Below are 23,563 nucleotides of genomic sequence, written 5' to 3' on the forward strand. Positions count from 1 at the left end.
CAGGCTGGCCGCCGACCGCGCGGGGCGGGTGCCGCCCAGGAGCCCCCGGCTAGTCTGGGAACCCGTGACGAGAGGTGCGCCCATGCCCGGAGAACGGCCCGACCCACTCGCCGGCACGCTGCTGGCCGGCCGCTACCGCATCAGCGGGCTGCTCGGACGCGGCGGAATGGCCACCGTGTACCGCGCGTCCGACGAGACCCTCGGCCGCGAGGTCGCCGTCAAGGTCTTCGCGACCGACTCCGCCGACCCGGCCGAGGTCGAGCGCCAGGAGGGCGAGGTGCGCATGCTGGCGGGCCTCAGCCACCCGGGCCTCGTGACGCTCTTCGACGTGGGCGACGACGTCGTCGCGGACCGCGTGCTCGCCTTCATCGTGATGGAGATCGTCGACGGCACCACGCTCGCCGACCGGATGAAGGAGGGGCCGCTCCCGGGGCCCGAGGTCGCGCGCATCGGCGGGATCCTCAGCGACGCGCTCGGCTACATCCACCGCCGCGGGGTCGTGCACCGCGACGTCAAGCCCGCCAACGTGCTGCTGGCGCGCCCCGAGGACGACGACGAGCCCGCGATCGCCAAGCTCACCGACTTCGGCATCGCGCGCCTCGTGGACGGCACGCGCCTCACCTCGACCGGATCCATCGTCGGCACCGTCAGCTACCTCAGCCCCGAGCAGGCGCTCGGCGAGGAGGTGGGCGCGCCCACCGACGTCTACGCGCTCGGCCTCGTGCTCCTCGAGTGCCTCACCGGCCGCCGCACCTTCCCGGGCACGGCCGCGGAGTCGACCATGGCGCGCGTCGTGCGCGATCCGGAGATCCCCGCGCGCCTCGGCGCCTCGTGGGTGGACCTCCTCGGCCGCATGACCCGTCGCGATCCCGCGACGCGGCCCACCGCGCGCGAGGTCGCCGCGGAGCTGCGGACCGGGCGCGCGCCGGAGTCCGCGGTGGACGCGCCGACGGCCACGTCGACGCGGGTGATGCCGGCGGCCGCGGCGGCCGGGTTCGGCGCCGCCGGGGCGGGTGCGGCTGCGGCCGCCGCCGCGCCGGCCGCGGATCCGGACGCCCGGACCGAGCGGTTCGCCGCCGCGTCGGCCGCGCCTCCCCCGCGCGGCGCCGACCCCACGGCGATGACCTCCCCGGCATTCGGCTCCGGCGAGGATCGCGTCCCGGCGAAGCGCCGCGGCAGCCGGGCCCTCAGCATCGCCGTCGTGTCCGTGCTCATCGCGGCGGCCGCCGTCGTGGGCGTCGTGACCATCCCCCTGCTGTCCGACCGCGACACGTCGTACCCTTCCGTCCCCGGACCCCTCGGCGCCAGCCTCGAGGAGCTGCAGAAGAGCGTGGAGAACGCCCCGTGATCCGCACATCGACCCGCCCCGGCCCCGTCCGGCGCTCGCTCCGCGGGCGCGCCGCCGTGAGCCTCGCGGCGGCGACCACCGCCGTGCTCCTCCTCGCCGGCTGCGCGGGATCGTCGACGCCGGAGGACCGCGCGCTCGACGACCTGCAGCAGCGCACGCTGTCCGTGACCCAGTCGTCCGCCGACGGCGACTACGCCAAGGCGCTCGCGCAGCTCGAGGAGCTGCGTGCCGCCGTGGAGGCCGACCTCGCCGACGGATCCATCGACCAGGCGCGGCACGACGAGGTCATCGCGCGCATCGACGCGGTGCGCGCGCAGCTCGAGGCCGCCCGCGACGCGGCGGAGACCACGCCGACGCCCTCGACCTCGCCGTCCACGAGCCCCTCGCCGTCGCCGTCCCCCTCGCGGACGCCGACGCCCTCCCCCACGCCGAGCCCGACGCGCACGGCGACGCCCTCACCCTCGCCCACTCCGAGCCCGACGCCGGAGGAGGACGACGGACCCGCCGCCCCGGGTGGCGGGGATGCCGGACCCGGCAACGCGGGGAACGGGAACGGGAACGGCAAGGGCAACGGCGGACCCGGCAAGCCCGGGAACGGCTGACGCGGGGACGCCTGACCTCGGTCCCGTCGGGGCTGAGCCGGGCTCCGCACGCCATCCCCCGCGGCCGAGTCCGGCTCCGGCTCCGGCTCCGCAAGCGGACAGCGGCATGACCGCGCTCCGCACGCGCTCCCGCCGTGGCGGCGCAACAGGCGATGCGCGGTCGCATCGACGAGAGGACGCTCCCGTGGGACGGGTCAGACGCCGAGCACGCGGTCGGCCTCGGTGCGGGCCCAGCGCTCCGCCTCGGCCAGCGACGCGCGCGTGAGCGCGCCGGACGCCGGCTCGTGGGCGTCGACGACGCGGCGGATGGTGTCGACGATGTCGAGGAAGCCCGCGCGCCCCGCGTGGAACGCCTGCACGGCCTGCTCGTTCGCCGCGTTGTAGACGGCCGGGTACGTGGATCCGGCGGCGCCGACCTGCTTGGCGAGCAGCACCGCGGGGAACGCCTCGTCGTCGAGCGGCTCGAAGGTCCACGTCGCGGCGCGGGTCCAGTCGATGGGCACGCCGACGTCGTGCATGCGGTGCGGCCAGTTCAGGCCGAGCGCGATGGGGAGGCGCATGTCCGGCGGCGACGCCTGCGCGAGCGTCGACCCGTCGATGAACTCGACCATGGAGTGCACGAGCGACTGCGGGTGCACGACGACGTCGATGCGCTCGTAGGGCACGTCGAACAGCAGGTGCGCCTCGATGACCTCGAGGCCCTTGTTGACGAGCGTCGACGAGTTCGTCGTGATGACGAGGCCCATGTCCCATGTGGGGTGCGCGAGGGCCTCGCGCGGCGTCACGTGCTCGAGCTCGGCGCGCGAGCGGCCGCGGAACGGGCCACCGGATGCCGTGACGACGAGGCGCCTGACCTCGTCGGCCGTCCCGCCGCGGAGCGCCTGCGCGATGGCCGAGTGCTCCGAGTCGACGGGGACGAGCTGGCCCGGCGCCGCGAGACCGCGCACCAGCTCGCCGCCGACGATGAGCGACTCCTTGTTGGCGAGGGCGAGGGTGCGGCCCTCCTCCAGCGCGGCGAGGGTCGGGCCGAGCCCCACGGATCCGGTGATGCCGTTGAGCACCACGTCCGCGTCGACCGAGCGGATGAGCTGCTCGGCCTCGTCCGCGCCGACGGCCGTGTGCTCGACGCCGGCGACGCGCGCCTGCTCGGCGAGCGCCTCGCGCTTGCTGCCGGCGCCGAGCCCCACCACCTCGAAGAGCTCCGGGTGGCGCGCGACGACCTCGAGGGCCTGCACGCCGATGGAGCCCGTGGATCCGAGGATGATGACGCGGCGCACGGCTCGTCCTACTGGGCCGGGGCGGACTGGGTGCCGAGGATGTCGACGACGAACACGATGGTGTCGGTGCCGCCGATGTCCGCGCCGGAGCCCTTGTCGCCGTAGCCGTCGGCCGGCGGGATGATCGCGATGACCTGCGAGCCGACCTTCTGGCCGACGAGCGCCTTCGTGAAGCCGGGGATGACGCCGCTCGTCGGGAACGAGACCGGCTTGGCGCCCTTGTCCCAGCTCGAGTCGAAGACCTTCTTGGTGTTCCAGTTGATGCCCGTGTACTGCACCGTGACGTTGGCGCCGTCGGTGACCTCGGCGCCGTCGCCGACCTTGAGGTTCGCGATCTTCGTCTCCGTCGGCGGGGCCGCGTCCGGGATGGTGATGGTGGGCGCCCCGTTGTCCGCGAGGGTGACCGTCGGGAAGCCCTCCGGTGCGGGCTGGTCCGCGCCGTCGGCGCGCGTGGGGACCTGGCTCAGCACGTCGACCACGATGACGATGGGGTCGTCGGCGCCGAGGCCGAGCGTCGTCGCCTGCTCGGCGGCGAAGCCGTCTGCTGCCGGGACCACCGCGACGATGCGCGATCCGACCGTGGTGCACTCGACCGCGCGGACGACGCCGGGGACGAGCGCGCTGTCGTCCAGCGTGGCCGGGAGCGGGGAGTCCGCGTTGTAGGCGAGCTGGGCGATGGCCTCGCCGGTCTTCCCGTTGTAGGCGGCGAGCGCGATGTTCGCGGTGGAGCCCGCGCCGACCTCCTCGCCGTCGCCCTCGGTGACGACGGTGCGCTCGGTGGTGTCGACCGTGAGCGGTCCGTCGACCGTGACCTCGGGTGCCTTCCCGAAGTCGCCGGAGACCTTGACCGACTTCGACGCGTCGCCCGACGGGGTGTCGATGCAGGACGCCCCCGCGGTGCGTGCGCCGGCCGTCGGGCTCGCGGACGGATCCGCGTTCGACGTGCCGCTGCCGGAGCAGGCGGACAGCGCCAGGACGGCGGCCGCGGCCAGGGTGAGGGGGATGCGTCGCTTCACGTGAGTCGCTTTCATCGGCGCGCCGGACGCACCAGGTATGTGGGAGGGACTCGCACAGTCTGCCCGAACCGGCCGGGGACCGCCTGACAGGGCGTGAGCCGAGCGCCGGGTCAGGCGCCCGCGGGGCCCGCGGTGGCCTCGAGCACGGTGCGCGGCGCGTGGTGCACGGGGAAGTTGACGCTCGACGCGATGAAGCACCGCTCGGAGGCGCCCTGGTGCAGCGACGTCGCGAGCTCGACGTGCGCGGGATCCCGCACGGTGACGACGGGCCGCAGCGTGACCTCCACGAAGTGCCCGCCCCCGTCGTCCGTCTGCCGCATGGTGCCGGTGGGCTCGTCGCTGTAGCCCACGACCACGACGCCCGCCATGGCGGCCGCGTGCAGGTAGCTGAGCAGGTGGCACTGCGCGAGGGCCGAGATGAGGGTCTCCTCGGGGTTCCAGCGGTCGACGTCGCCGCGGAACGGGCGGTCGGCGGATCCCAGGAGGTCGGGCTTGCCGGCAGCGCGGATGACGTGGTCGCGGCCGTAGGAGCGGTAGTCGGACGTGCCGGATCCGCGGTCGCCCGTCCACTCGAGGGACAGGGCGTACCGGTGCTCGATCTGCATGGGATCACGCTAGCGAACGGCGCCGCGGCCCTCCCGGATCCCGCTGCCCGCGCGGGTAAACTCGCCGGATCATGACAGACACCCTGGACTCCGCCCGCGTCGGCACCCCTGCCGGCTCCGCCTCCGACTCCCCCGCCGCGTCCGCCCGCGACGCGCGCCCGCAGGTGCCGCAGGAGCGACGCATCGTGACGGAGATCCCCGGCCCGCTCTCGCGCGAGCTGCACGAGCGCCGGAAGCGCGTGGTGCCGCCCGGCGTCTCCTCCCTCCTGCCCGTCTACATCGCCCGCGCGCACGGCGCGATCGTGGAGGACGTGGACGGCAACCGCTTCATCGACCTGGGCGCCGGCATCGGCGTGACCACCGTCGGCCACACGCGCCAGGAGGTGGTGGACGCGGCGACCGCGCAGCTCGGCGACGTGATCCACACGCTCTTCACCGTCACGCCCTACGAGGAGTACGTGCGCGTGGCGGAGCTGCTCGCGGAGCACACGCCCGGCACGCACGAGAAGCGCACGGTGCTCGTGAACTCGGGCGCGGAGGCCGTGGAGAACGGCGTGAAGATCGCGCGCAAGCACACGGGCCGCCGCGCGGTCGCGGTGCTCGACCACGGCTACCACGGCCGCACCAACCTCACGATGGCGATGAACTACAAGGCGTCGCCCTACGGCACGGGCTTCGGGCCGTTCGCGGGCGACGTGTACCACGCGCCGAGCTCGTACCCGTATCACGACGGCCTCTCGGGCGCCGAGGCCGCGGCCCGCACGATCTCGTACCTCGAGAAGCGCATCGGCGCGACCGACCTCGCGTGCGTCGTCGCGGAGCCGATCCAGGGCGAGGGCGGCTTCATGGTGCCGGCCGATGGATTCCTGCCCGCGCTCCAGGAGTGGTGCACGGCGAACGGCGTCGTGTTCATCGCGGACGAGATCCAGTCGGGCCTCGCGCGCACCGGCCGCTTCTTCGCGAGCGAGCACCTCGGCCTCGTGCCCGACCTCGTGCTCACGGCCAAGGGCATCGCCGGCGGCCTGCCGCTCGCGGGCGTGACCGGCCGCGCCGAGATCATGGACTCCGCGCTCCCCGGCGGGCTCGGCGGCACGTTCGGCGGCAACCCCGTGGCCGCGGCCGCCGCGGTCGCCGTCTTCGAGGCCATCGAGACGCACGGGCTGCTCGACGAGGCCACGCGCATCGGCGACCACCTGCACCACGCGCTCGCGGACCTGCAGGAGGAGCACGACATCATCGGCGACGTGCGCGGCATCGGTGCGATGGTCGCCATCGAGCTCGTGCAGCCGGGCACGGGATCCACCACGAAGGAGCCGAACGCGGACGCGGTCGCGGCCATCGCCGCGTACTGCCACGCGCACGGCGTGATCATCCTCACCGCGGGCACGTACGGCAACGTGCTGCGCTTCCTGCCGAGCCTCGCGATCTCCGAGGAGCTGCTCGACGACGCGCTCGGCGTGATCGCCGACGCGTTCCGGGCGCTCTGATGGGGGCGTCCGTCGAGACGATCCCCGTGCAGGGCGCCGTGGAGCTCGCGGTGCTCGACCGCAGCGGCTTCGTGGAGTCGCGCCACATCGGCGCGGCCGTCGTGCTGTCGGGCGAGGGAGAGGTGCTGCGTGAGGTGGGCGACGCGACCACGCCCGTGTTCCCGCGCTCGAGCATGAAGCCGTTCCAGGCCCTCGCCGTGCTGGCGAGCGGCGCGGAGCTCACCGAGGAGGAGCACGTGCTCGCCACGGCCAGCCACGCGGCGACCGCGCGGCACGTGGAGGTCGTGCGCGGGATCCTCGCGAAGGCCGGGCTCGACGAGTCCGCCCTGCTCTGCCCCGCCGACTGGCCGCTCGACCGGGCCGCGCGCGACGAGCTCGTGCGCGCCGGGATCCCCGCCTCCCCCGTGCACATGAACTGCTCCGGCAAGCACGCCGCGATGCTGCTCGCCTGCGTGACCAACGACTGGTCGACCGACGACTACCTGCACCCGGACCACCCCCTGCAGGTGCGGATCCGCGACGTGGTCGAGCGATTCACGGGCGAGCGGATCGCGACGATGGGCGTCGACGGGTGCGGTGCGCCCGTGCACGCGATGTCGCTGACGGCTCTCGCGCGCGGAATCCACCGCATCGCGACCTCCGCGCCCGGCTCGCCGTTCGCCCTGTACCGGCACGCGGCCGCGCTGACCGCCGCGGTGCGCGCCCACGGCTGGGCGATCGACGGGCCCGGCCGCGCGAACACCGTCGTGATCGAGCGGCTCGGTCTGTTCGCCAAGGGCGGGGCCGAGGGGATCATGATCATGACCGCCCCCGACGGCACCACCGTGGCCTCGAAGACGCTCGACGGGAGCCTCCGGGCGTCGACGATCGTGGCGCTCGAGCTGCTGGCCGAGGCGGGCGCGATCACGCGGGACGACGTGGAGCGCGTGCGCCCCGAGCTCGACCTCCAGGTGCTCGGCGGCGGGGTGCCGGTGGGCGAGATCCGCGTGTCGCCGACTCTCATCGGCTGATCCCGGCGGGATGCGCGGGCGTCGGTGCCGGTGCCGGTTCGTGCGCCGGTGCCGGTGCCGGTTCGTGCGCCGGTGCCGGACCCGCCTCCGTCGCGACCGGCGATGCGGACGCGACCGGCGGCCACGAGCAGCGGCGCACGTCGCCGTCGGGGCTGATCCGCCAGGCCCGGTCGGGGACCGGCGCGAGGGGCGGTGGCACCGCGCGGATGCGGAGCAGCGTGCGTGCGTCCCGCGGGGTGCAGCCCTCCAGGACGACGTCGCCGCTGCGACGGAGTTCCGCGAGGAGCGGAGCGCGGAGCAGCCAGGAGTCGGGGTCGCCCACCAGCACCCGGGGTCGCGTCCCGACAGCGGCCGCGTCGGCACCGGGTAGCGGCTGATCCGGGGACCGACCCGGCGGGATCCGCTCGACCTCGACGGCGTCGACGCCGGCCTCGCGGAGGCGCGCGACGGCGGCGACGGACGACGGCGTGACGAGCGCGTGGACCGCGTCGGCGGCGAGGACCGCGCGGGGTGCGGGATCCACGAGCGCCGGAGCACCGGCCGTCCCCGTGGGCCGCGGCGGCGACGGCGGGCGCTCGGGCGGCCGGGCCACCTGGATCCGCTCGCCGCGCCACTCCCCCGCGCCGGGCGTCGCGCGGGCGTCGAAGAGGCGGCCATCGCCACCTGCCAGCACGTGCTCCTGCCGGGTCGGCAGGCCGAGGATCACGGGCGGTCCCGCGGCCGCTGCCACCCCCTGGAGCGGTCCGCCGGCCCGACGACCCGAGACGGCGAGCGCCACGCCCGCGTGCGGTCCCTCGCGCACGATGGCGGCCAGCCCCTCGAGCAGAGCCGCCTGGTGCTCGGGCTCCAGGCGGGAGACGGCGACGTCGAGGTCGTCGGCCAGCACGAGGAGCGGATCGCGCGGGCCGCGCGGGGCTCGGATGCGGGCGACGACGGCGGCGACCGCATCCCAGCAGCCCTCGGCGTCCGCGGGCACGCGGAGCACCTCGACGCCGGCCGCGGTGGCCGACGCCCGGATGGTGCGCAGGCACGTGCTGCGACCGGATCCCGGGCCGCCGACGACGAGCAGGTGGCCGTCGGTCGCCGGGCACCACGCGGCCGTCGCCCGCCGCTGCTCCGCGGGCAGGTCGACGAGGGCGAAGGGCACGGCAGGGGCACCGCCGTGGGGCGCCCCGGATCCGTGCCGCACGAGGGGCGGCACCGCCGCGAGGTCGGCGAACGGGACCGACGCGGGCAGCGGATCCAGCCACGGACGCCGCACGGGAGCGCCCGACGGGCGGGCGGCGGCGATGCGGGCAAGGTCGTCCGACGTCGTGACCGCCACCTGGAACGGGCGCGCCGGCGCGCCGTGCGCCCCGACGAGGCACCGGCCCACGGGCGCGTCGACGAGGCGGGCCGCCTCGACGGTGCCGAGGAGCGCCCTGCTGTCGGCCTCGTTGTTGACGCGGAGCGAGAGGCGGAGGTCGCAGTTGGCGAGCACCGCGTCGCGCACGACGCCGGCGGGACGCTGCGTGCAGAGCACCAGGTGCAGGCCGAGCGAGCGACCCCGTGCGGCGATGTCGGCGACGACCTCGTGCAGGCCGTCCTGGTCGGCGAGGAGCGCGGCCAGCTCGTCGACGACGATGACGAGGCGCGGCAGGGCGCCCGCCGCGGCGGGGTCGTCGATGTCGCGGGCGCCGGCGTCCCGGAGCACGCGCTCGCGATGCCGGATCTCCGCCCGCAGGCTCTCCAGCGCGCGGCGCGCGCCCTGGCCGTCGAGGTCGGTGACGAGGCCCACGGCATGCGGCAGGACGAGCAGCGGGTCGAAGGCCGCGCCGCCCTTGAAGTCGACGAGGAGCACGGTGACCTCCTCGGGCGGATGCGCCGCCGCGAGCGCCGCCATCCACGTGACGAGGAGCTCGCTCTTGCCGCTGCCGGTGGTGCCCGCGACGACCGCGTGCGGGCCGTCCGCGACGAGGTCGACGGCCACGGGACCGGCGTGCCCGACGCCGATGACCGCCGCCAGGGTGCGCGGACGACGGACCGGTGCCGCGCCCCGGTCGGCGTCGGGGCCGCCGCCGACCGGCAGCTCCGCGAACGGCACGCGCGACGGGAGGGGCGCCCGCGCCGCCGCGAGCCCACGGCGCCGCGCGAGGTCGGCGAGCTCGTCGGCGAGGCGCTCCACCTCCGTGAGCGACACGAGGTCGGGTCGCACGAGGCCGGTGCGGGTGAGGCGCGGGGACGGGATCCCGTCGCCGTCGCCCTCGGGCGGGAGGCCGGGCGCCGGGGGATCCGCGGAGGGCGGCGAGGCGAGGACGTCCGAGGAGGCGGGGCCGGCGTCGGCCGCGAGGATCCGCGCCGTGCCGGGGGTGCGGACGTCGAGCACCGTGCGGCACGCGCCCGGGAGCGACTCGACCCGCGGCGCCGCCGCGAGCACGACCTCGCGCGCACCGATCGCGATGCGGATCGCCGCGGCACCCGGCTCGCCCGGCACGGTGCCCTGCGCGGCGAGGCGGTCCGCGCCGGGACGCTCCTCGCGGAGCCCCTCGGCCGCGTGCGGGAGCCGCTCGAGCCAGTCCCACTCGGGCCCGGCCGGACGGGACGCGATCCGCAGGTCGTCCGGAGGCAGAGCGTGCACGAGCTGGACGACGACGCCCCGGAGCACGGGCGCGACCAGGGCGGGGGCGCCGCGCAGACCGAGGCCGCCGGCGGCGGGGACGAGGACGGGCGCGTCGGGGATCCAGCGGACGAGATCCGCCCACCGCGCCGGGTCGTGCGCGCCCGGCGTCGCCACCGCGGAGCGGGCACGCGCCCGTGCGCCCCCGGCGCGAGCCCGCGGGGTGCACCGCAGCAGGAAGCGCCGGAGCGGACCGGATCCATCCCGGTCGTCGGGATCCGGCACCCGCGCGTCCGGATCGCCCTGCCAGACCATCCCGCTCGGCACGTCGCCCGTGCCGAGCGCGATCGGGAGCGCGCCGTCGCCGGGATCCGCCCGCCAGAGGAGCGCCGGGTTGGCGCGGCCGTCGAGGATCTCGCGCGCGGACGGCACCCGCGACCGCAGGGCGACGCGGGCGGCGACGACGCGCGCCCGCACCTCGGCGTGCAGCCGCGCGTCCGCGGCGCGGGACTCGCGCTCCACCCGGCGGGCGGATCGCCGGCCGGAGATGCGCTGGTCGGCGACGCCCGCGACGGCGACGACGGGCCCGAGCGCCGCGAACAGCAGCGCGTACGGCGAGCGCGTGACGGCCCAGACGGCGACGCTGACGACGAGGGGCGCGGCGACGCCGAGGACGGGGAACGGCGGCGGCGGCGCGGGCGCGGGCGACGGGGGCGGGGAGATGTCCACCCGGTGAGGACACCAGGTGGGCGCGCACGCCAGGGAGACGCATCCGTGCTTCGTGGACGCGGCACGCGACCGGCCCCTGGGGAGGAGACGTCAGCGACGCGGTGGACGCCGCCCGGCCCGCCCGTCGGCACCGCGCACCCGCCGCAGCGACGCGAGCGACACCAGCGCCCGGAGCCGCTGCCGCCGGGTCCGCCCCGCGTCCATGCGCGTCGCGAGCTCGTCGACGCGGCGCCAGGCGGCGTCGGCGAGCGGATCGGGCACGTCGCCCGGCGCGAACGCCGACTCGTCGGCCACGTGCGCGAGCCCGCGCGCACCGCCCACTCCCACGAGCCGCGCCACCTCGCGCCGCGTGGCCGCGACGGGCGGCACGAGGCCGCGGTCGAGCGCGCCGTCGCGGAACTCGTCCCAGGCGCCGCCGACCCGGTCGCGGGCCACCGCCGCCCGGCGCCGCCGACGCCGGCGCGCGACCTTCGCGCCCACCACCGCGAGGAACGGCGACGCCGCGAGCCCGAGCCCGAGGAGCGACCAGCCGGCGACGCGCACGGCGGCGAGCACGGCCTGGAGCGCGGGATCCACCTCGGGCCGGTCGTCGCGGCTGGCGTCCGGCGGCGTGCGGTCCTCGGGCTCGGCCTGCTCCTCGACGGGCGGCGGCAGCACGGTCTGCGGGCGCGCGACCTCGGTCGGCTCGTCGGGCAGGGCGTCGGGCACGTCGCGGACGGGCGGGTTCGGATCCACCGCGACCCAGCCGGACGACGCCGTGTCGACCTCGATCCAGGCGGTGACGTCGGATCCCTGGATCCGGACCGGCCCGCCGAGCGCCTCCCGCACGGCCGCCTCGCCGGGAGCGAATCCCATGACGACGCGGACGGGGAAGCCGATGTCGTCGGCCAGGAGGGCGGCCGCGACCGCGTACTGCTCCGCGTCGCCGAGCATGGGGCGGGTCGTGAGGAGGTCGGCGATCCGCTCGGCGGAGTGGCCCGACCTGCTGAAGGGCGCGTCGCCGACGCCGTGGCTGACGTAGCCGTCGGCGCGGAGGGCGGAGATCGCAGCCACGAGCTGCGCGCCGGGCGACGCGGAGGTGCCGGCGCCCGCGTCCGCGCCACCCGCGGTCCCGCCGTCGGGGGCGGCGGTGGACGCCTCCACGCGCGCGGCCACCTCGTCGGGCACGCCCGTGGGACGCGGGGCCACGGCATCGCCCGGGCGCTCGTCGGCGAGCGCCTCGAGCGGCGGGGTGGACGCGACGACGGCCTCGATCCGGTACGCGTCTCCCGCGGCCAGGCCGCCGATCACGGCGCCGGTGGCGGTCGCGTCGTCGTAGTAGAAGGAGTCGGCGAGGCGCCCGCCGTCGTCGCCCGCGAAGGCGATGCGCTCGAGGCGGCCGGCGCCCGGCAGCCACACGCCGCGGTAGGCGTCGACGACGACGTCGAGGGTCACGTCGTCGCCGACGACGCCCGTCTGGTCCAGCCGGTAGGGCACGCGCGCGAAGGTGCCGGACGCCTGGCCCGTGCGCGACGCGTCGACGCTGCCGCGCGCGCCGCCCACGCCGTAGACGACGCCGTCGTAGGTGTCCAGGGCGGCGAGGCGCACGCGGCCGCCCGCCGGCAGGCCGGCGACGGTGAGCAGCGTGTCGTCGACGGTCGGCGTCTTCCAGTAGGTGCGGAAGGAGGAGAGCGGGCTGACCTGCTCGCGCGGGTCGAATGGCTGCTCCACGGTGGAGCGGAGGCCGGTGCGGGACGCGTCGGGAGGAGCCGCGCCCGTGGCGGCGACGCCGGCGACCAGGGCGGCGGCGAGCACGACGACCGCGGAGATCCCGGCGCGCGTGCCCGAGCGGCGCCGGTCGGACGCGGACTCCACGGGGATCCCCGCCTGCCGGCCGAGGCGGCGCACCGCGCGGTGGCGGCGGCGCCAGCGGCAGCGCGCGATCCACAGCAGCGCGGCCGCGAGCCAGGCCAGCGCGACCGGGACGAGGAGCCCCGTGGCGTCGGGCGCGTCCGGGCCCTGGCTGCGGTCGGGGCCGAGGGCGGCGGCGACGACGAGGATCACGAGGGAGGGGATGACCGCGAGCTCGGGACGCCGGGTGCGGAGCGCCACGGAGACGCCGATCACGGATCCCAGCAGCACGAGCGCGAACGCCGGCACGAGGAGCGCCTGGTAGTCGCCGACCGGGAGCGCGATGGTCACGAGCCGCACGAATCCCAGGGACGCGCCCTCGATCAGCTCGCCGAGGCCCGCGAGCGTCGGCCGCCAGCCGTCGACCGCGGCGGTGGGCACCGCGAGCGGCACGCCGAGCGCCAGGAAGACGAGGACGATCGCGCCCGCCACCACCGCGCTCCCCCAGCGGTACCGCGCGCCCGCGACCGCGACGAGCGCACCGACGACCAGCGTGATCCCCGCCATGCGGACGAACGACGCGTCGCGGTAGACGGGCCAGAAGGCGGCCGCGGCGAGGCCGGTGAGGAGCGCGATCGCGACGACGGGGACCAGCGTGCGGCCGGGATCGCGGGACACGGCGGGGTCGCGGGGGCGGTCGGCGTCGCGTCCGGCGGCCGGGCGGCGGCCGGCCCCGGATCCCCGCGCGCTCACGACGCGCTCCGCTGCAGGGCGCCGCGCAGGTCGTCGAGGTAGCCGATCGTGAGGACCGACAGGTCGCCGAGGCGGCGGAGGCCCGGCTCGACCTCGGGGTCGCAGACCACCGCGACCACCTGCACGCCGGGCGGGAAGCCGACGGCGGCCGCGCGGATCGCGGCGGGCGCCGCCCCGGTGCCGCAGACGAGGAACACGACGGACACGCCCGCGACCTCGTCGGCCGCGGCCCGGGCCAGCTCGACGAGGGACGCCGCGCGGTCGGACGCGCCGATCTCGGCGAGGTCGTCGAGCAGCCGGTCGCGCGTGACGGTGGCGAGGCGGCGGAGGGGCGCGGAGCGGGATCCGGGCGGGCCGGAGCGCGCCGCGGTGCGGGCGAGGCCAGGCAGCGTGGGCACGGTCGGCAGGCGGCGGGCCCGGGCGCGGCCGGCGGCGCGGTCGGCGCTCGCGACGACCTGGACGGTGCGCGCGTCGACGATGGCGCGCGCGCCCAGGGATCCGACGACGCTCACGGCCAGCTCGAACTCGGCGTCGGCGGTGGATCCGGCGGGCGCGCCCGCCGCGGATCCGGCCACGACCGTGGTGCCGCCCGCGGGGATGCCCGCGGCGCCGCCCGCCGCGTCCGCGACCGGGCCGGGGACGCCGTCCCCGTAGTCCCCCGCGTGCAGCGACAGCGCGACCATGATGTGGCTGCGCCGCGTCTCCTCGAACCGCCGCACCATGTGCACGCCGGTCTTCGCGGTCGAGCGCCAGTGGATGTGCCGCACGGGATCGCCCGGCACGTACTCGCGGAGCGACTGGAACGACACGTCGCTGTCGGTGAGGTCGCGGGTGGCCCGGCCCTCGAGGTCGCGGACGAAGCCCGTGCTCGTGCTGGGCATCGCGAGCGTGCGCGGGTGCACGAGGAGCCGGGTCGCGGCGGCCTCGGCGGACTCGCGGCGCACGAGGCCGATCGGGTCGCCGCGGACGATGCGGGCGGGGCCGAGCGCGATCACGCCGCGACGCGAGGTGGGCACGACGAACACGTCCTCGTGGGTATGGCCGTGCGCGAGGGAGGGCACGTGGACCTCGGCGAGACCGGATCCGACGGGCACCTCCACCGTGAGCCCCACGGCCCGGCGGCGCAGCGGGTTCCGCACGGCGACGGTCGCGGGCGCGCGCTCCCCCGCGACCACGCGGTCGCGCGGGAGGCGCAGCGACACCTCGACGCCCGACGACCCGACGAGGTGCAGCAGCGCGATGATCCACAGGGCGGCGCCGGTCCACGCGACCGCGACGAGCTCGCGCCAGCCGAGCGCGTAGCCGGCGGCACCCGCGACGACCGCGGCCAGCGCCACGACGCGACCGAGCGGCGTGACGACCGCGACGAGGCGCGCGAGCGCGTTCCGGGACGGGACGGCCTCGGCCGTCGGGACCGCGCCGGGCTCGGCGGCGGGCACGACCGCGGCGGGATCCGGGGCGGCGGCGGCGCCGCGCGTCCCGACCGCGCTCATCCGCCCGGCCGCGCGCCCGCGGCGTGCGCGCCCGCGCCAGCGCCCGCGCCCGCGCCGTTCGCCGCCGCCCCCGCGTGCCCGTCGCGCGGCGGCGCGGTCTCGATCAGGATCTGCGACAGCACGCTCGTGGTCGTCACCCCGTCGAACTCGGCCTCGGGATCCAGCAGCAGGCGGTGCGCGAGCACGGGCTCGGCGAGCGCCTTCACGTCGTCGGGCACCACGTAGTGCCGGCCGTCGGCGGCGGCCCACGTGCGCGACGCGCGCACGAGCGCGAGGGCGCCGCGCACGCTCGCGCCCAGCCGCACCTCGGGCGCGGTGCGGGTCGCGTCGACGAGGCGCACCACGTAGTCGGCGACCGCGGGATCCACGTGCACGGTCCCCGCGCGCTCCTGCAGCGCCCGCACGGCCGCGGCCGTCGCGACGGGCTCGAGCGTCACGTCGTGGGCGCTCACGGAGGCGCCCTGCAGGATCCGCAGCATCGACTCGTGGTCGGGGTACCCGATGGACGTGCGCAGCAGGAACCGGTCGAGCTGCGCCTCGGGCAGCGCGTAGGTGCCGGCCTGCTCGACGGGGTTCTGGGTGGCGATGACCATGAACGGGTGCCCCACGTCGTACGGCGTGCCGTCGACCGTGACGCGGCCCTCCTCCATCACCTCGAGGAGCGCCGACTGGGTCTTCGGGCTCGCGCGGTTGATCTCGTCGGCCAGCACGATGCTCGCGAACACCGGCCCGCGGTGGAACTCGAACTCGCCCGTGCGCTGGTCGTAGACGCTCACGCCCGTGATGTCGCCGGGGAGGACGTCGGGCGTGAACTGCACGCGGCTGTGCGTGCCGTCGACCGTCTGCGCCATGGCGCGCGCCAGCGAGGTCTTGCCGGTGCCGGGCACGTCCTCGAGCAGCAGGTGCCCGCCCGTGACCATGGCCGTGAAGGCGAGGCGCACCACGTGGGACTTCCCGAGCAGCACCTGCTCGACGTTGCGCACGAGCCGCGCGAACTCGTCCTGGAAGGCGCGGGCCTCGTCGGCGGTCATCGTCATGGGGGCGTGCCTCTCGGGTGCGGCCTCGTCGCCAGGCGGGATGGCCGCGGGTTCGGCCGTCATCCGCGGTGGGCGTACGTGTACAGGGTGCCCGAGTTCGCGGTGACGCGCACCTCGAGGATCCGCTCGCCGCCCGCCGGGACAGCGCAGGATCCGGCCGCCCCCGAGGACGCGTCGGTCCACGCGCCCTGGCCGCCGCAGCGCCACTCGCTGCGCGCGTACCCGCCGCCGTCGCCGACGCGCGCGCCGCGACCCGCGGCCGGCGGCATCGAGGTCCAGGAGAAGGTCGTGACGCCCGCCTCGTCGGTCGCCGACCGCACGTCGCCCGCCCGCGCGTCCACGGCGGTGCCGGCGGAGACGGGATCCGACCAGCCGCTCGAGCGCGGGCGTCCGTCGCCCGAGTCCTCGACCACGCGCACCTGGATGCTCGCGCCCGCGCCCGTGCGCGGCAGCGTGAGGGCCTGGCCGACGCCGATCGGCACGCCGTCGCCCTGCCCGTCGACCCGGTAGAGGAGCTGGGCGGACGCGGACGCGCTGCCCGGCCGGTAGCGGGCGTCGGCGAGCACCGCGCGGAACACGCCGTCGCTCCCCCGGTCCGCGCGCGGCAGGTCGACCGTGACGACGGGCGTCGACGGCGCGGTGCGGGGCGTGAGCTGGCCGGCCTCGACGACCGTGCAGCCCTGGCTGTTGGCGGCCAGCACCGCGAACGCGACGGGCTGGTCGGTGGCGAGGCCCGTGAACACATGGCTCGTCGCGCCGCCCACGTCGACCGCGGGGCCGTGATCGGCGGCCCACGGGGACACGCCCTCGGTGGGCACGGAGCAGCCGGGCGCGGAGCCCGGGGCGTACGCGGCGACGAGGTAGCGGATCCCGTCCACGCCCTGGCCCTGGAACGCCGGCCACGAGACGGTGACGCGCGTCTCGTCGGCCGGGTCGGCCACCGCGGAGGGGGCGCCGGTCGCGGTCGGGGCGCCGCGGGGGCTGCCGGTCGCGGTGGCGGCGAGCCACGCGGTGCCGTCCTGCACCTGGGCGCTGTTGCGCGCCGCCACCGAGACGGCGACGGGCACCTCGGCGACGAGCGACGGATCCCGCACCTCGACGCTCGTGGCGTCGGAGGCGACCTGCCGGGTGATGCCGCCCACCCCCACGACGTACTGGGTGACGGGGCTGGAGGACGACGGCACGGCGGACGGCTGCCACGAGACGCGCAGCCCGTCGACGAGCGGCTCGATCGCGAGGCCCGCGGGCGCGGCCGGGAGCACGTCCGACCAGAGGCCCGAGATCGACACGGGGTCCGAGATGCCCACGCCGTTCACGGCGGAGACCTCCACCTGCACCGAGGCCGCGGGGCCGTTGCCGGGCGTCGGCACGGTGCACGTCGTCGACGGGCAGGTGACGGTCGCGGTCGCCGTGCCGCCGCGGAGCACGCGCACCTGGTAGCCCGTGATGGCGGATCCGTTGAACACGCCCGGCTCGAACGCGACCGTGAGCGACCGGTCCGCGAAGCCGGACGCGCGGAGGGCCGAGACGGGTCCCGGGCGGTCCTGCACGCGGATCACGACGGTGCCGAACGCGGCCCGCCCCGCGTCGCCGGTGGCGTCGCGCACCTCGTACTGCACGCGCACGTCGCCGGGCACGGCGTCGGCCGACGCGCTCACGGCGAGCGTGGCGCGGTCGGCCGACGGCGTCACGGTCACGCCCGCGGGGAGGCTCGCGCCGTCGGCCCCGCGGATGGAGGCGACCGTGAGCGGCGTGCCCGGGAAGGGGTTGCCGGCCTGGTCGTTGGCGAGCACGTCGATCGAGGTGGAGGATCCGCGCGTCACGGTGCCCTCGTCGGTCGCGGGCTGCGCGAGCGGGCGCGTCGACGGCACGACGCGGAGGTCCACCCGGCCCGCGCGCCCGGTCTGCGTCGCGTCGCGCACGCTCACCGGGAACGACGCGGCCTGCCCCGTCGCGACGCCCTCGTCGGCGGAGATGCGCAGCGTGCCGCCCTCGACCGACGCGCGGAACCCGGCGGCGACGGATCCCTCCAGCGCGAACGCGAGCTGCCCGCGGTCGTCCTGGTACGGGTAGGTGGTGAGGCGGCCGAGGTCGACGTCCTTGGACTGCCCGGGCTCGAGGTCGATGACCGCGCCCGTGAACACGGGCGGCTGGTTCTCGGTGGGCGTGACCGTGATCGGCAGCACGAGCGCGGCCGTGCGCTCGCCGTCGCCGGATGCGTCGGTCACCGTGAAGGAGATCGCCGCCGGCCCGAAGTACCCCGGCTCGCTGCGGTACGCGATGGTGTCCTCGTCCACGAGCTCCACGGGTCCGTCGGCGTGCGTCGCGGAGAGCGAGTTCGGATCCGCGATGCGCACGGCCCGGCCGCCCGCCGCGACCACCTGCTCGTCGAGCTCGACCACGAGCCGCTCGCCGCTCGCGACGGTCGGCCGCGGCTCGCCCACGCGCAGCTGCGGCAGCGTGTCCGCGAAGCCGGGAACCCAGATGAACGCCGTCGCGGAGACGCCCGCGTCGTCCGGCTGCGCCACCGTGAACGGGACGATGCGGCGCTCGTCGCCCACCTCGACGCGGATCCGGCCGTCGTCCGTCACGCGCGCGACGTCCTCGTAGCCCGCGCCGACGCCGAGCACGAGCGACGAGACGTCGCCCTCCGCGGAGAAGACGTTCCGCATCACGTCGACGTCGACGCTCGACCGGTCGAGCACGTCGGAGAGCTGGAGCACCGTGTCGCGCGCGACGGGGCGCGTGGGCGGCGCGGCGGGGTCCACGATCACGGTGAGGAACGCCTCGTCGCTGCCGCCGCGCGCGTTGCGCACGCCGTAGACGAAGCCGTAGCGCCCGGCGGCCTCGGGCGCGACGACGCGCACGGTGTCGCCGTCGAGCCCCGCGACGAGCCCCTCGGCCTGCGGCTGCACCGACACGAGCTCGAGCGCCCCGCCGTCCGGATCCGTGTCGTTCGCGAGCACCTGCACGCGGAGCACGCGACCGGGCCGCACGGTCACGGTGTCCGCGGTCGCGACGGGGTTCCTGGCGCCCTCGACGCGCGTGCTGATGCCCACCCGGATCGTGCCGGTCGCGCGTGCGCCGAGCCCGTCGACCACGGCGTAGGCGAACGCGTCGGTGCCGGTGGAGTAGTCGCCCGCCTGGTAGTCGATCCAGTCCGGCCCGACCTCGACGACCTGGCCCTTCTCCGGCCCGGTGTCCTGCCCGAGGAGCCGCACCGAGTCGCCGTCGGGGTCGATGCCGGTGAGCGGCACGGGGATCCGCACCGTCTCCCCCGCGAGCACGCGCGCCGTCAGCGGGCGCGGCACGGGCGCCGCGTTGGTCGCGACGTCGGCCTCGCGCACGGAGACGGTGAGCGTCGCGGTCGCCCACTGGCCGTCGGGCGCGACGGCGCGGTAGACGGCCGTGTAGTCGCCCGTGCGGTCGGGCGCGAGGTAGCGGAGGCGGTCCTCGCTCGCGAACAGGAGGCCGGCGCCCTCGGGCAGCGGATCCACGAGCACGGGGTCGAGGCGCAGCGCGTCGCCGTCGGGCTGCTCGTCGTTGGCGAGCACCGGGATGTCGACGGCGTCGCCCACGCGCACGGCCACGCGGTCGTCGGTCGCGACAGGCGGCTGGCGCACGGCGGGCTCGGGCACCTCGATCACGGTGATGACGCCGGTCGCCTCGGCCACGCCGTTGCTCACGCGGTACGCGACGTCCACGGGCCCGTCGAGCGGCCGCGTCAGGCTGATCCGCACCAGCCGCTGCCCGACCGCCTCCGCGCGCACGCCCGTCGCCTCGTCGGGCGCGACCGCGTCGGTGATCACGAGCACGCCGCCGGCCGGGTCGAAGTCGGTCGCCAGCACGTCCACGTCCTGGGCCTGGAGGGCGCGCACGAAGACGGTGTGCGGCACGGTCACGGGCCGGCCGTCGGACTCGGGGGCGCCGCGCACCTCGACGCGCACGACGCCCGTGGCCGTCGTCCGCCCGTCGGTCACCGTGTACTCGAGGAGGTGCGTGCCCGCCTGGCCGCCCTCGAGGCGGAACGTGCCGGCCTCGAGGTCCGGCGTGATCTGCACGCCGGCCCGCGCGGGCACCGCCGCCAGCCGGATCGCGCCGCTGCCGCCGCGCGCGTGCGTGAGCGGCTCCACGGTGATCTCGCGCCCGATCGACGCCTGCACGACGAACCCCTCGGCGACGAGCGGCACGTCCCCCGCGCGGCGCACCGTGACGACCAGCTCGCCGGATCCCTCCTCGCGCCCGTCGGACACCTGCAGCGCCACCGTCCGCGTGTCGCCGCCGGCCCCCGCGTCCGTGTAGACGACGCGCCCCTCGGGCTTCCAGCTGACGGCGTCGGGGGCCGCGACGCTCGCGCGCGTGAGGTACATCGGATCCCCGTCGGGGTCGTACCAGCCGCCCAGCACGTCGGTCTGCAGCCGGTCCCCCTCCGCGACGGCGCCGGTCGCGGGCCGCACCTGCACGGGCGGCGCGTTGTCGTCGGGCGCGCGGACGGCGACGCGCACGTCCGCCGTCGCGGTGCCGCCGCGTCCGTCGCTCACGACGTAGGAGAACCGCACCGTGCCCGACGCGCCCGCGGCCAGCGCGAGCTGGAGGCCCTGGCCCTCGTCCACGATGTCGACCGCGCCGACCGCCGCGTCCACGGGCGTGACGGAGTCGATCACGAGCACGTCGCCGTTCGGGTCGTGGTCGTTGAGGAGCACGGGCAGCGCGGTGGTGCGGCCGGGGCGCGCGCCGAGGTCGTCGTCGACCGCGACGGGCGGCTGCTGCACGCGGTCGGTCTCGGGCGGGGTGTCCGCGGTGTTCTGCTCGACGACGGTGTCGGAGCGGTCGCGGTCGATGAGGTCCGACCAGTTGTCGATGCGGCCCGCGTCGCGCTGCACGGCCCAGGCCGTGCCGCCGCGCGTGTCGTTGAGCACGACGCGCTGGCCGTCGACGAGGAACCGCAGGGCGGCCTGCTGCGGCATGGACCCGATGCCGCTCGTGGCGCCCGCCGCCGTGCGCCGCGCGTCCTGGTCGCCCTCGCCCGTGCCCGGGAGCACGGCGGGGGCGAGGCAGCGCTGCCAGCCGGATCCGTCGGTCCAGCCCGCGTACTCGCAGCCGGCGACGCGGACGGGACGCGCGGGCCCGCCGCGCGCGTCGCCTGTCACGACGACCGGGTCCCCGCCCGAGACGGGCACCTCGACGAGCCCGCCCGAGTGCGCGACCAGCACGCCGCTGCCGCCCGACGACGCGCGCTGGAGGGCGACGCGCGCGTCGGCGGCCACGGATCCGGCGAGGTCGACCGTCCGCCCGTCGACGAGGAGGGCGCGCGCGTCGGCGTCGTACAGCGCCCAGTGGCCGTCGACGGAGGTGAGCGCGAGGCGCTGCCCGGCGGGGCGGCCGGGATCCCCCGCCTGCACGGTCTCGCCGGCGAGGGCCGCGGCCGGATCGGCGGGCGCGTCGGCCGTCTCCTCCGCGGGTGCGCCGACGGGTCCGACGTCCACGGTCGCCCGCACCGTGTCGTCCGTGGCGGCCTCGATGCGCGACAGCGTGCCCGTGGCGGCCGAGTAGACGAGGAGCGTGCCGTCCTCGTCCATCGACGCGACGGCGTCGGCGCCGAGGATGAGGGTGGGCGCGCTCGCGGCGTCGAACGCCGAGAGGCCGGCGACCGGCACGAGCCACAGCTGGCCCGTCGCCGGCACGAGGATCGCGGCGCGGGATCCCGCCAGCATGACCTCGGCGCCCGCGGGCAGCGGCGCCGTGTCGACCACCTCGCTCGTCGCGTCGTCGACCACGTCGAGGCGCGAGCTGCCGCGGTCGGCGAGCAGCACGGTGGATCCGGCCTGCAGCACGTCGATGTCCTCGCTGCGGGAGTCGACGACGCTGTCGAGCTCGAGCACGGCCGTGTTCGCGCGGCCGATGGCCTGCTGCGCGGAGTTGACGACCCACACGGATCCGTCGTCGAGGTCGACCCGCTGCGCCTGGTAGCCGTCCGAGACGAGCGCGAAGCCCGTGAGGAGCACGAGCACGACGGCCCCGCCGGTGACGGTCGTGGCGGCCTGGCGGTGGCGGCGGATCCACTCGCGGATCATCGCGGGAGCTCCGCGCACTTCTCGGTCGACGCGTCCCCGGCGATGCCGTCGCGCGTGACGGTGACCCGGATGCAGGCGCGCTCGCCCGCGGCGCCGCCCGCCCCGCCGGCGCCCGCCGTCACGCGGAAGGTCGTGTCGCGCTGCGTGCTCGGCAGCCCGCCGTCGCGCACCACCTGGTACGCGTCGTCGGCGCCGAGTCCGGGGTCGCGCCAGGAGAACAGCACGCCGTCGGCGGCGGCGGAGGCCTGGATCTCGCCCACCACCGGGATGTCGCGCGCCGCGGTGCCGCCGCCCGACCCGCCGAGCAGCACGCCCACGGCCACGCTCGCGACGACCGCACCGGCCGCCGCCGCCGCGAACGCCACGCGGTGCCGGCCGAGGAACGCGCGCCGGCCGGACGCCGCAGGGCGGGCCGGGGTGGACGCGCCGACGGGCCCGGATCCCGACCGGCCGAGGGAGGTGGACGCGGATCCCGCGCGCACCGGATCGGACGCGGTCGCCGGCGCGCCGGGACGCGGTGCCACGGCCGCCGCGCGCAGGGCCGCCGGCGCCGCCTTGCGCCGCGCACGACGCAGGCCGCCCGGGCCGCCCGTCCCGCCCGGCCCGGTCATCCCCGGATCCACCTGCACGATGCCGCGCACGCGCGTCGGGTCGTCGTCCTCGTCGACGGCGGCCGCCACGGCCGACGCCCACTCCTCGCTCGCCACCTCGAGCGGCGTCTGCGCGAGCCGCAGCTCCGCCTCCACCGCCTGCAGCTCGCGCACGAACGCGAGCGCCGAATCGGGCCGCGCCTCCGGCTGCCGCGACATCGCGCGGCGCAGCACCAGCTCGAGCCGCTCGGGCACGTCGGCGCGCCCGGTCGGCAGGGGCCGGGCCCTCTGGATCCGGGCCACGAGGTCCGCGGGCGCGTTCTGCCCGCCCGGCACCTCGAACGGGCTGCGGCCGGCGAGCAGCGAGTACACGGTCGCCGCAAGCGACCACACCTCGCTCCGCACGGTGCCGGGGCTCTCGTCGGCGAGCACCTCGGGCGCCGACCACGGGATCGAGAGGCCCACGGCGTCGGTCGCGGCGGCGTCCTCGAGCGTCGAGGCGATCCCGAAGTCGCTGAGCACCGGGTGGCCGAACGCGGTCGTGAGGATGTTCGCGGGCTTGATGTCGCGGTGCAGCACGCCCGCGCGGTGGGCGGTCTCCACGGCGCTCGCGATGCGGATCCCCACGCGCAGCCCCTCCGCGACGCCGAGCGGCTCGCGGCGGTAGCGGTCGCTGAGGCTCGACGAGCACAGCTCCATCACGAGGTACGGCCGCCCATCGGCGGCGACGGACGCCTGGTGCACGGTGAGCACGGACGGGTGCGCGCTGAGCTGCGCCATGAGGTCGGCCTCGGCGCGGAACATCGCGCGCAGGCGGTCGGTGACGATCTCCGCGAGCATCACCTTCACGGCGACCTGGCGGCGCGGCATGTCCTGCTCGTAGAGGAACACGTCGGCGAAGCCGCCGGAACCGAGGACCGTCACGTACGTGAACCCCGGCAGCACCGGCGGGGACGACGGCAGGCGTCTGGCCATGGCCCCCTCTTCGGGTCGGGACCGACGGCAGGGGCTGTTGCGGGCGGCGGATGGATCTCTCGCTGTGAGACGAGTCTAGGTCGCCGATCCGCGCGGGTACACGGGTCGGCGGCCTCCTGACGCCCCCTCTTCGGGAGCGGC

13 protein-coding genes are annotated in these 23,563 nt (G+C 76.9%); 4 read left to right on the forward strand and 9 right to left on the reverse strand.

Annotated features, from left to right (window positions below; translation table 11 throughout):
• The first annotated feature begins 82 nt into the window (after positions 1 to 82).
• Together JOE38_RS05995 and JOE38_RS06000 are read left to right on the forward strand one after the other, a co-directional pair.
• On the forward strand, positions 83 to 1,348 hold the full coding sequence (locus JOE38_RS05995) for a serine/threonine-protein kinase (protein ID WP_204575310.1): 1,266 nt from the start codon (positions 83 to 85) through the stop codon (positions 1,346 to 1,348).
• Positions 1,345 to 1,950, forward strand: a complete 606-nt coding sequence (locus tag JOE38_RS06000; protein ID WP_204575311.1) for a hypothetical protein — start codon at positions 1,345 to 1,347, stop codon at positions 1,948 to 1,950. Before JOE38_RS05995 ends, JOE38_RS06000 begins: the two co-directional genes overlap by 4 nt.
• 194 nt (positions 1,951 to 2,144) lie before the next feature.
• Here the strand turns inward: JOE38_RS06000 and JOE38_RS06005 are convergent, their stop codons facing one another.
• The 3 genes from JOE38_RS06005 to JOE38_RS06015 all read right to left on the reverse strand — a co-directional run bounded on the left by JOE38_RS06005 (position 2,145) and on the right by JOE38_RS06015 (position 4,848).
• The gene (locus JOE38_RS06005; RefSeq protein WP_204575312.1) at positions 2,145 to 3,227 is read right to left on the reverse strand and encodes a 1-deoxy-D-xylulose-5-phosphate reductoisomerase; all 1,083 of its coding nucleotides are present in this window, start codon (positions 3,225 to 3,227) and stop codon (positions 2,145 to 2,147) included.
• Positions 3,228 to 3,235: 8 nt separating this feature from the next.
• Positions 3,236 to 4,243 (reverse strand): FKBP-type peptidyl-prolyl cis-trans isomerase, encoded by a 1,008-nt coding sequence (locus JOE38_RS06010; RefSeq protein ID WP_307838839.1) that lies wholly within the window; start codon positions 4,241 to 4,243, stop codon positions 3,236 to 3,238.
• Between the two features lie 110 nt (positions 4,244 to 4,353).
• Positions 4,354 to 4,848, reverse strand: coding sequence for an OsmC family protein (locus tag JOE38_RS06015; RefSeq protein WP_204575314.1), 495 nt, complete (start codon positions 4,846 to 4,848; stop codon positions 4,354 to 4,356).
• A gap of 71 nt (positions 4,849 to 4,919) precedes the next feature.
• On the opposite strand from JOE38_RS06015, the gene gabT reads away from it, so the two are divergent.
• On the forward strand, positions 4,920 to 6,335 hold the full coding sequence (gabT, locus tag JOE38_RS06020) for a 4-aminobutyrate--2-oxoglutarate transaminase (protein ID WP_204575315.1): 1,416 nt from the start codon (positions 4,920 to 4,922) through the stop codon (positions 6,333 to 6,335).
• Positions 6,335 to 7,345, forward strand: a complete 1,011-nt coding sequence (locus JOE38_RS06025) for an asparaginase (protein ID WP_204575316.1) — start codon at positions 6,335 to 6,337, stop codon at positions 7,343 to 7,345. The genes gabT and JOE38_RS06025 overlap by 1 nt, the downstream gene beginning before the upstream one ends.
• Here the strand turns inward: JOE38_RS06025 and JOE38_RS06030 are convergent.
• From JOE38_RS06030 to JOE38_RS06055, 6 genes are all read right to left on the reverse strand, one after another.
• Positions 7,335 to 10,670, reverse strand: coding sequence for an FtsK/SpoIIIE domain-containing protein (locus JOE38_RS06030; RefSeq protein WP_204575317.1), 3,336 nt, complete (start codon positions 10,668 to 10,670; stop codon positions 7,335 to 7,337). The two genes, JOE38_RS06025 and JOE38_RS06030, sit on opposite strands and share 11 nt — an antisense overlap.
• A gap of 90 nt (positions 10,671 to 10,760) precedes the next feature.
• Positions 10,761 to 13,253: a transglutaminaseTgpA domain-containing protein gene (locus JOE38_RS06035; RefSeq protein WP_204575318.1), complete on the reverse strand. Its 2,493-nt coding sequence runs from the start codon at positions 13,251 to 13,253 to the stop codon at positions 10,761 to 10,763.
• Entirely contained in the window at positions 13,250 to 14,746 is a 1,497-nt protein-coding gene (locus JOE38_RS06040) for a DUF58 domain-containing protein (protein ID WP_204575319.1), read from the reverse strand. The genes JOE38_RS06035 and JOE38_RS06040 overlap by 4 nt, the downstream gene beginning before the upstream one ends.
• On the reverse strand, positions 14,743 to 15,783 hold the full coding sequence (locus tag JOE38_RS06045) for an AAA family ATPase (protein ID WP_204575320.1): 1,041 nt from the start codon (positions 15,781 to 15,783) through the stop codon (positions 14,743 to 14,745). Before JOE38_RS06045 ends, JOE38_RS06040 begins: the two co-directional genes overlap by 4 nt.
• 59 nt (positions 15,784 to 15,842) lie before the next feature.
• Positions 15,843 to 21,875 carry an Ig-like domain-containing protein gene (locus JOE38_RS06050; protein ID WP_307838840.1) on the reverse strand — a complete coding sequence of 2,011 codons (6,033 nt, stop codon included), beginning with the start codon at positions 21,873 to 21,875 and terminating at the stop codon, positions 15,843 to 15,845.
• Positions 21,854 to 23,422 (reverse strand): serine/threonine-protein kinase, encoded by a 1,569-nt coding sequence (locus JOE38_RS06055; RefSeq protein WP_204575321.1) that lies wholly within the window; start codon positions 23,420 to 23,422, stop codon positions 21,854 to 21,856. The genes JOE38_RS06050 and JOE38_RS06055 overlap by 22 nt, the downstream gene beginning before the upstream one ends.
• Positions 23,423 to 23,563 lie beyond the last annotated feature (141 nt).

Source organism: Clavibacter michiganensis, assembly GCF_016907085.1.
GTDB classification, from domain to species: Bacteria; Actinomycetota; Actinomycetes; order Actinomycetales; family Microbacteriaceae; genus Clavibacter; species Clavibacter michiganensis_O.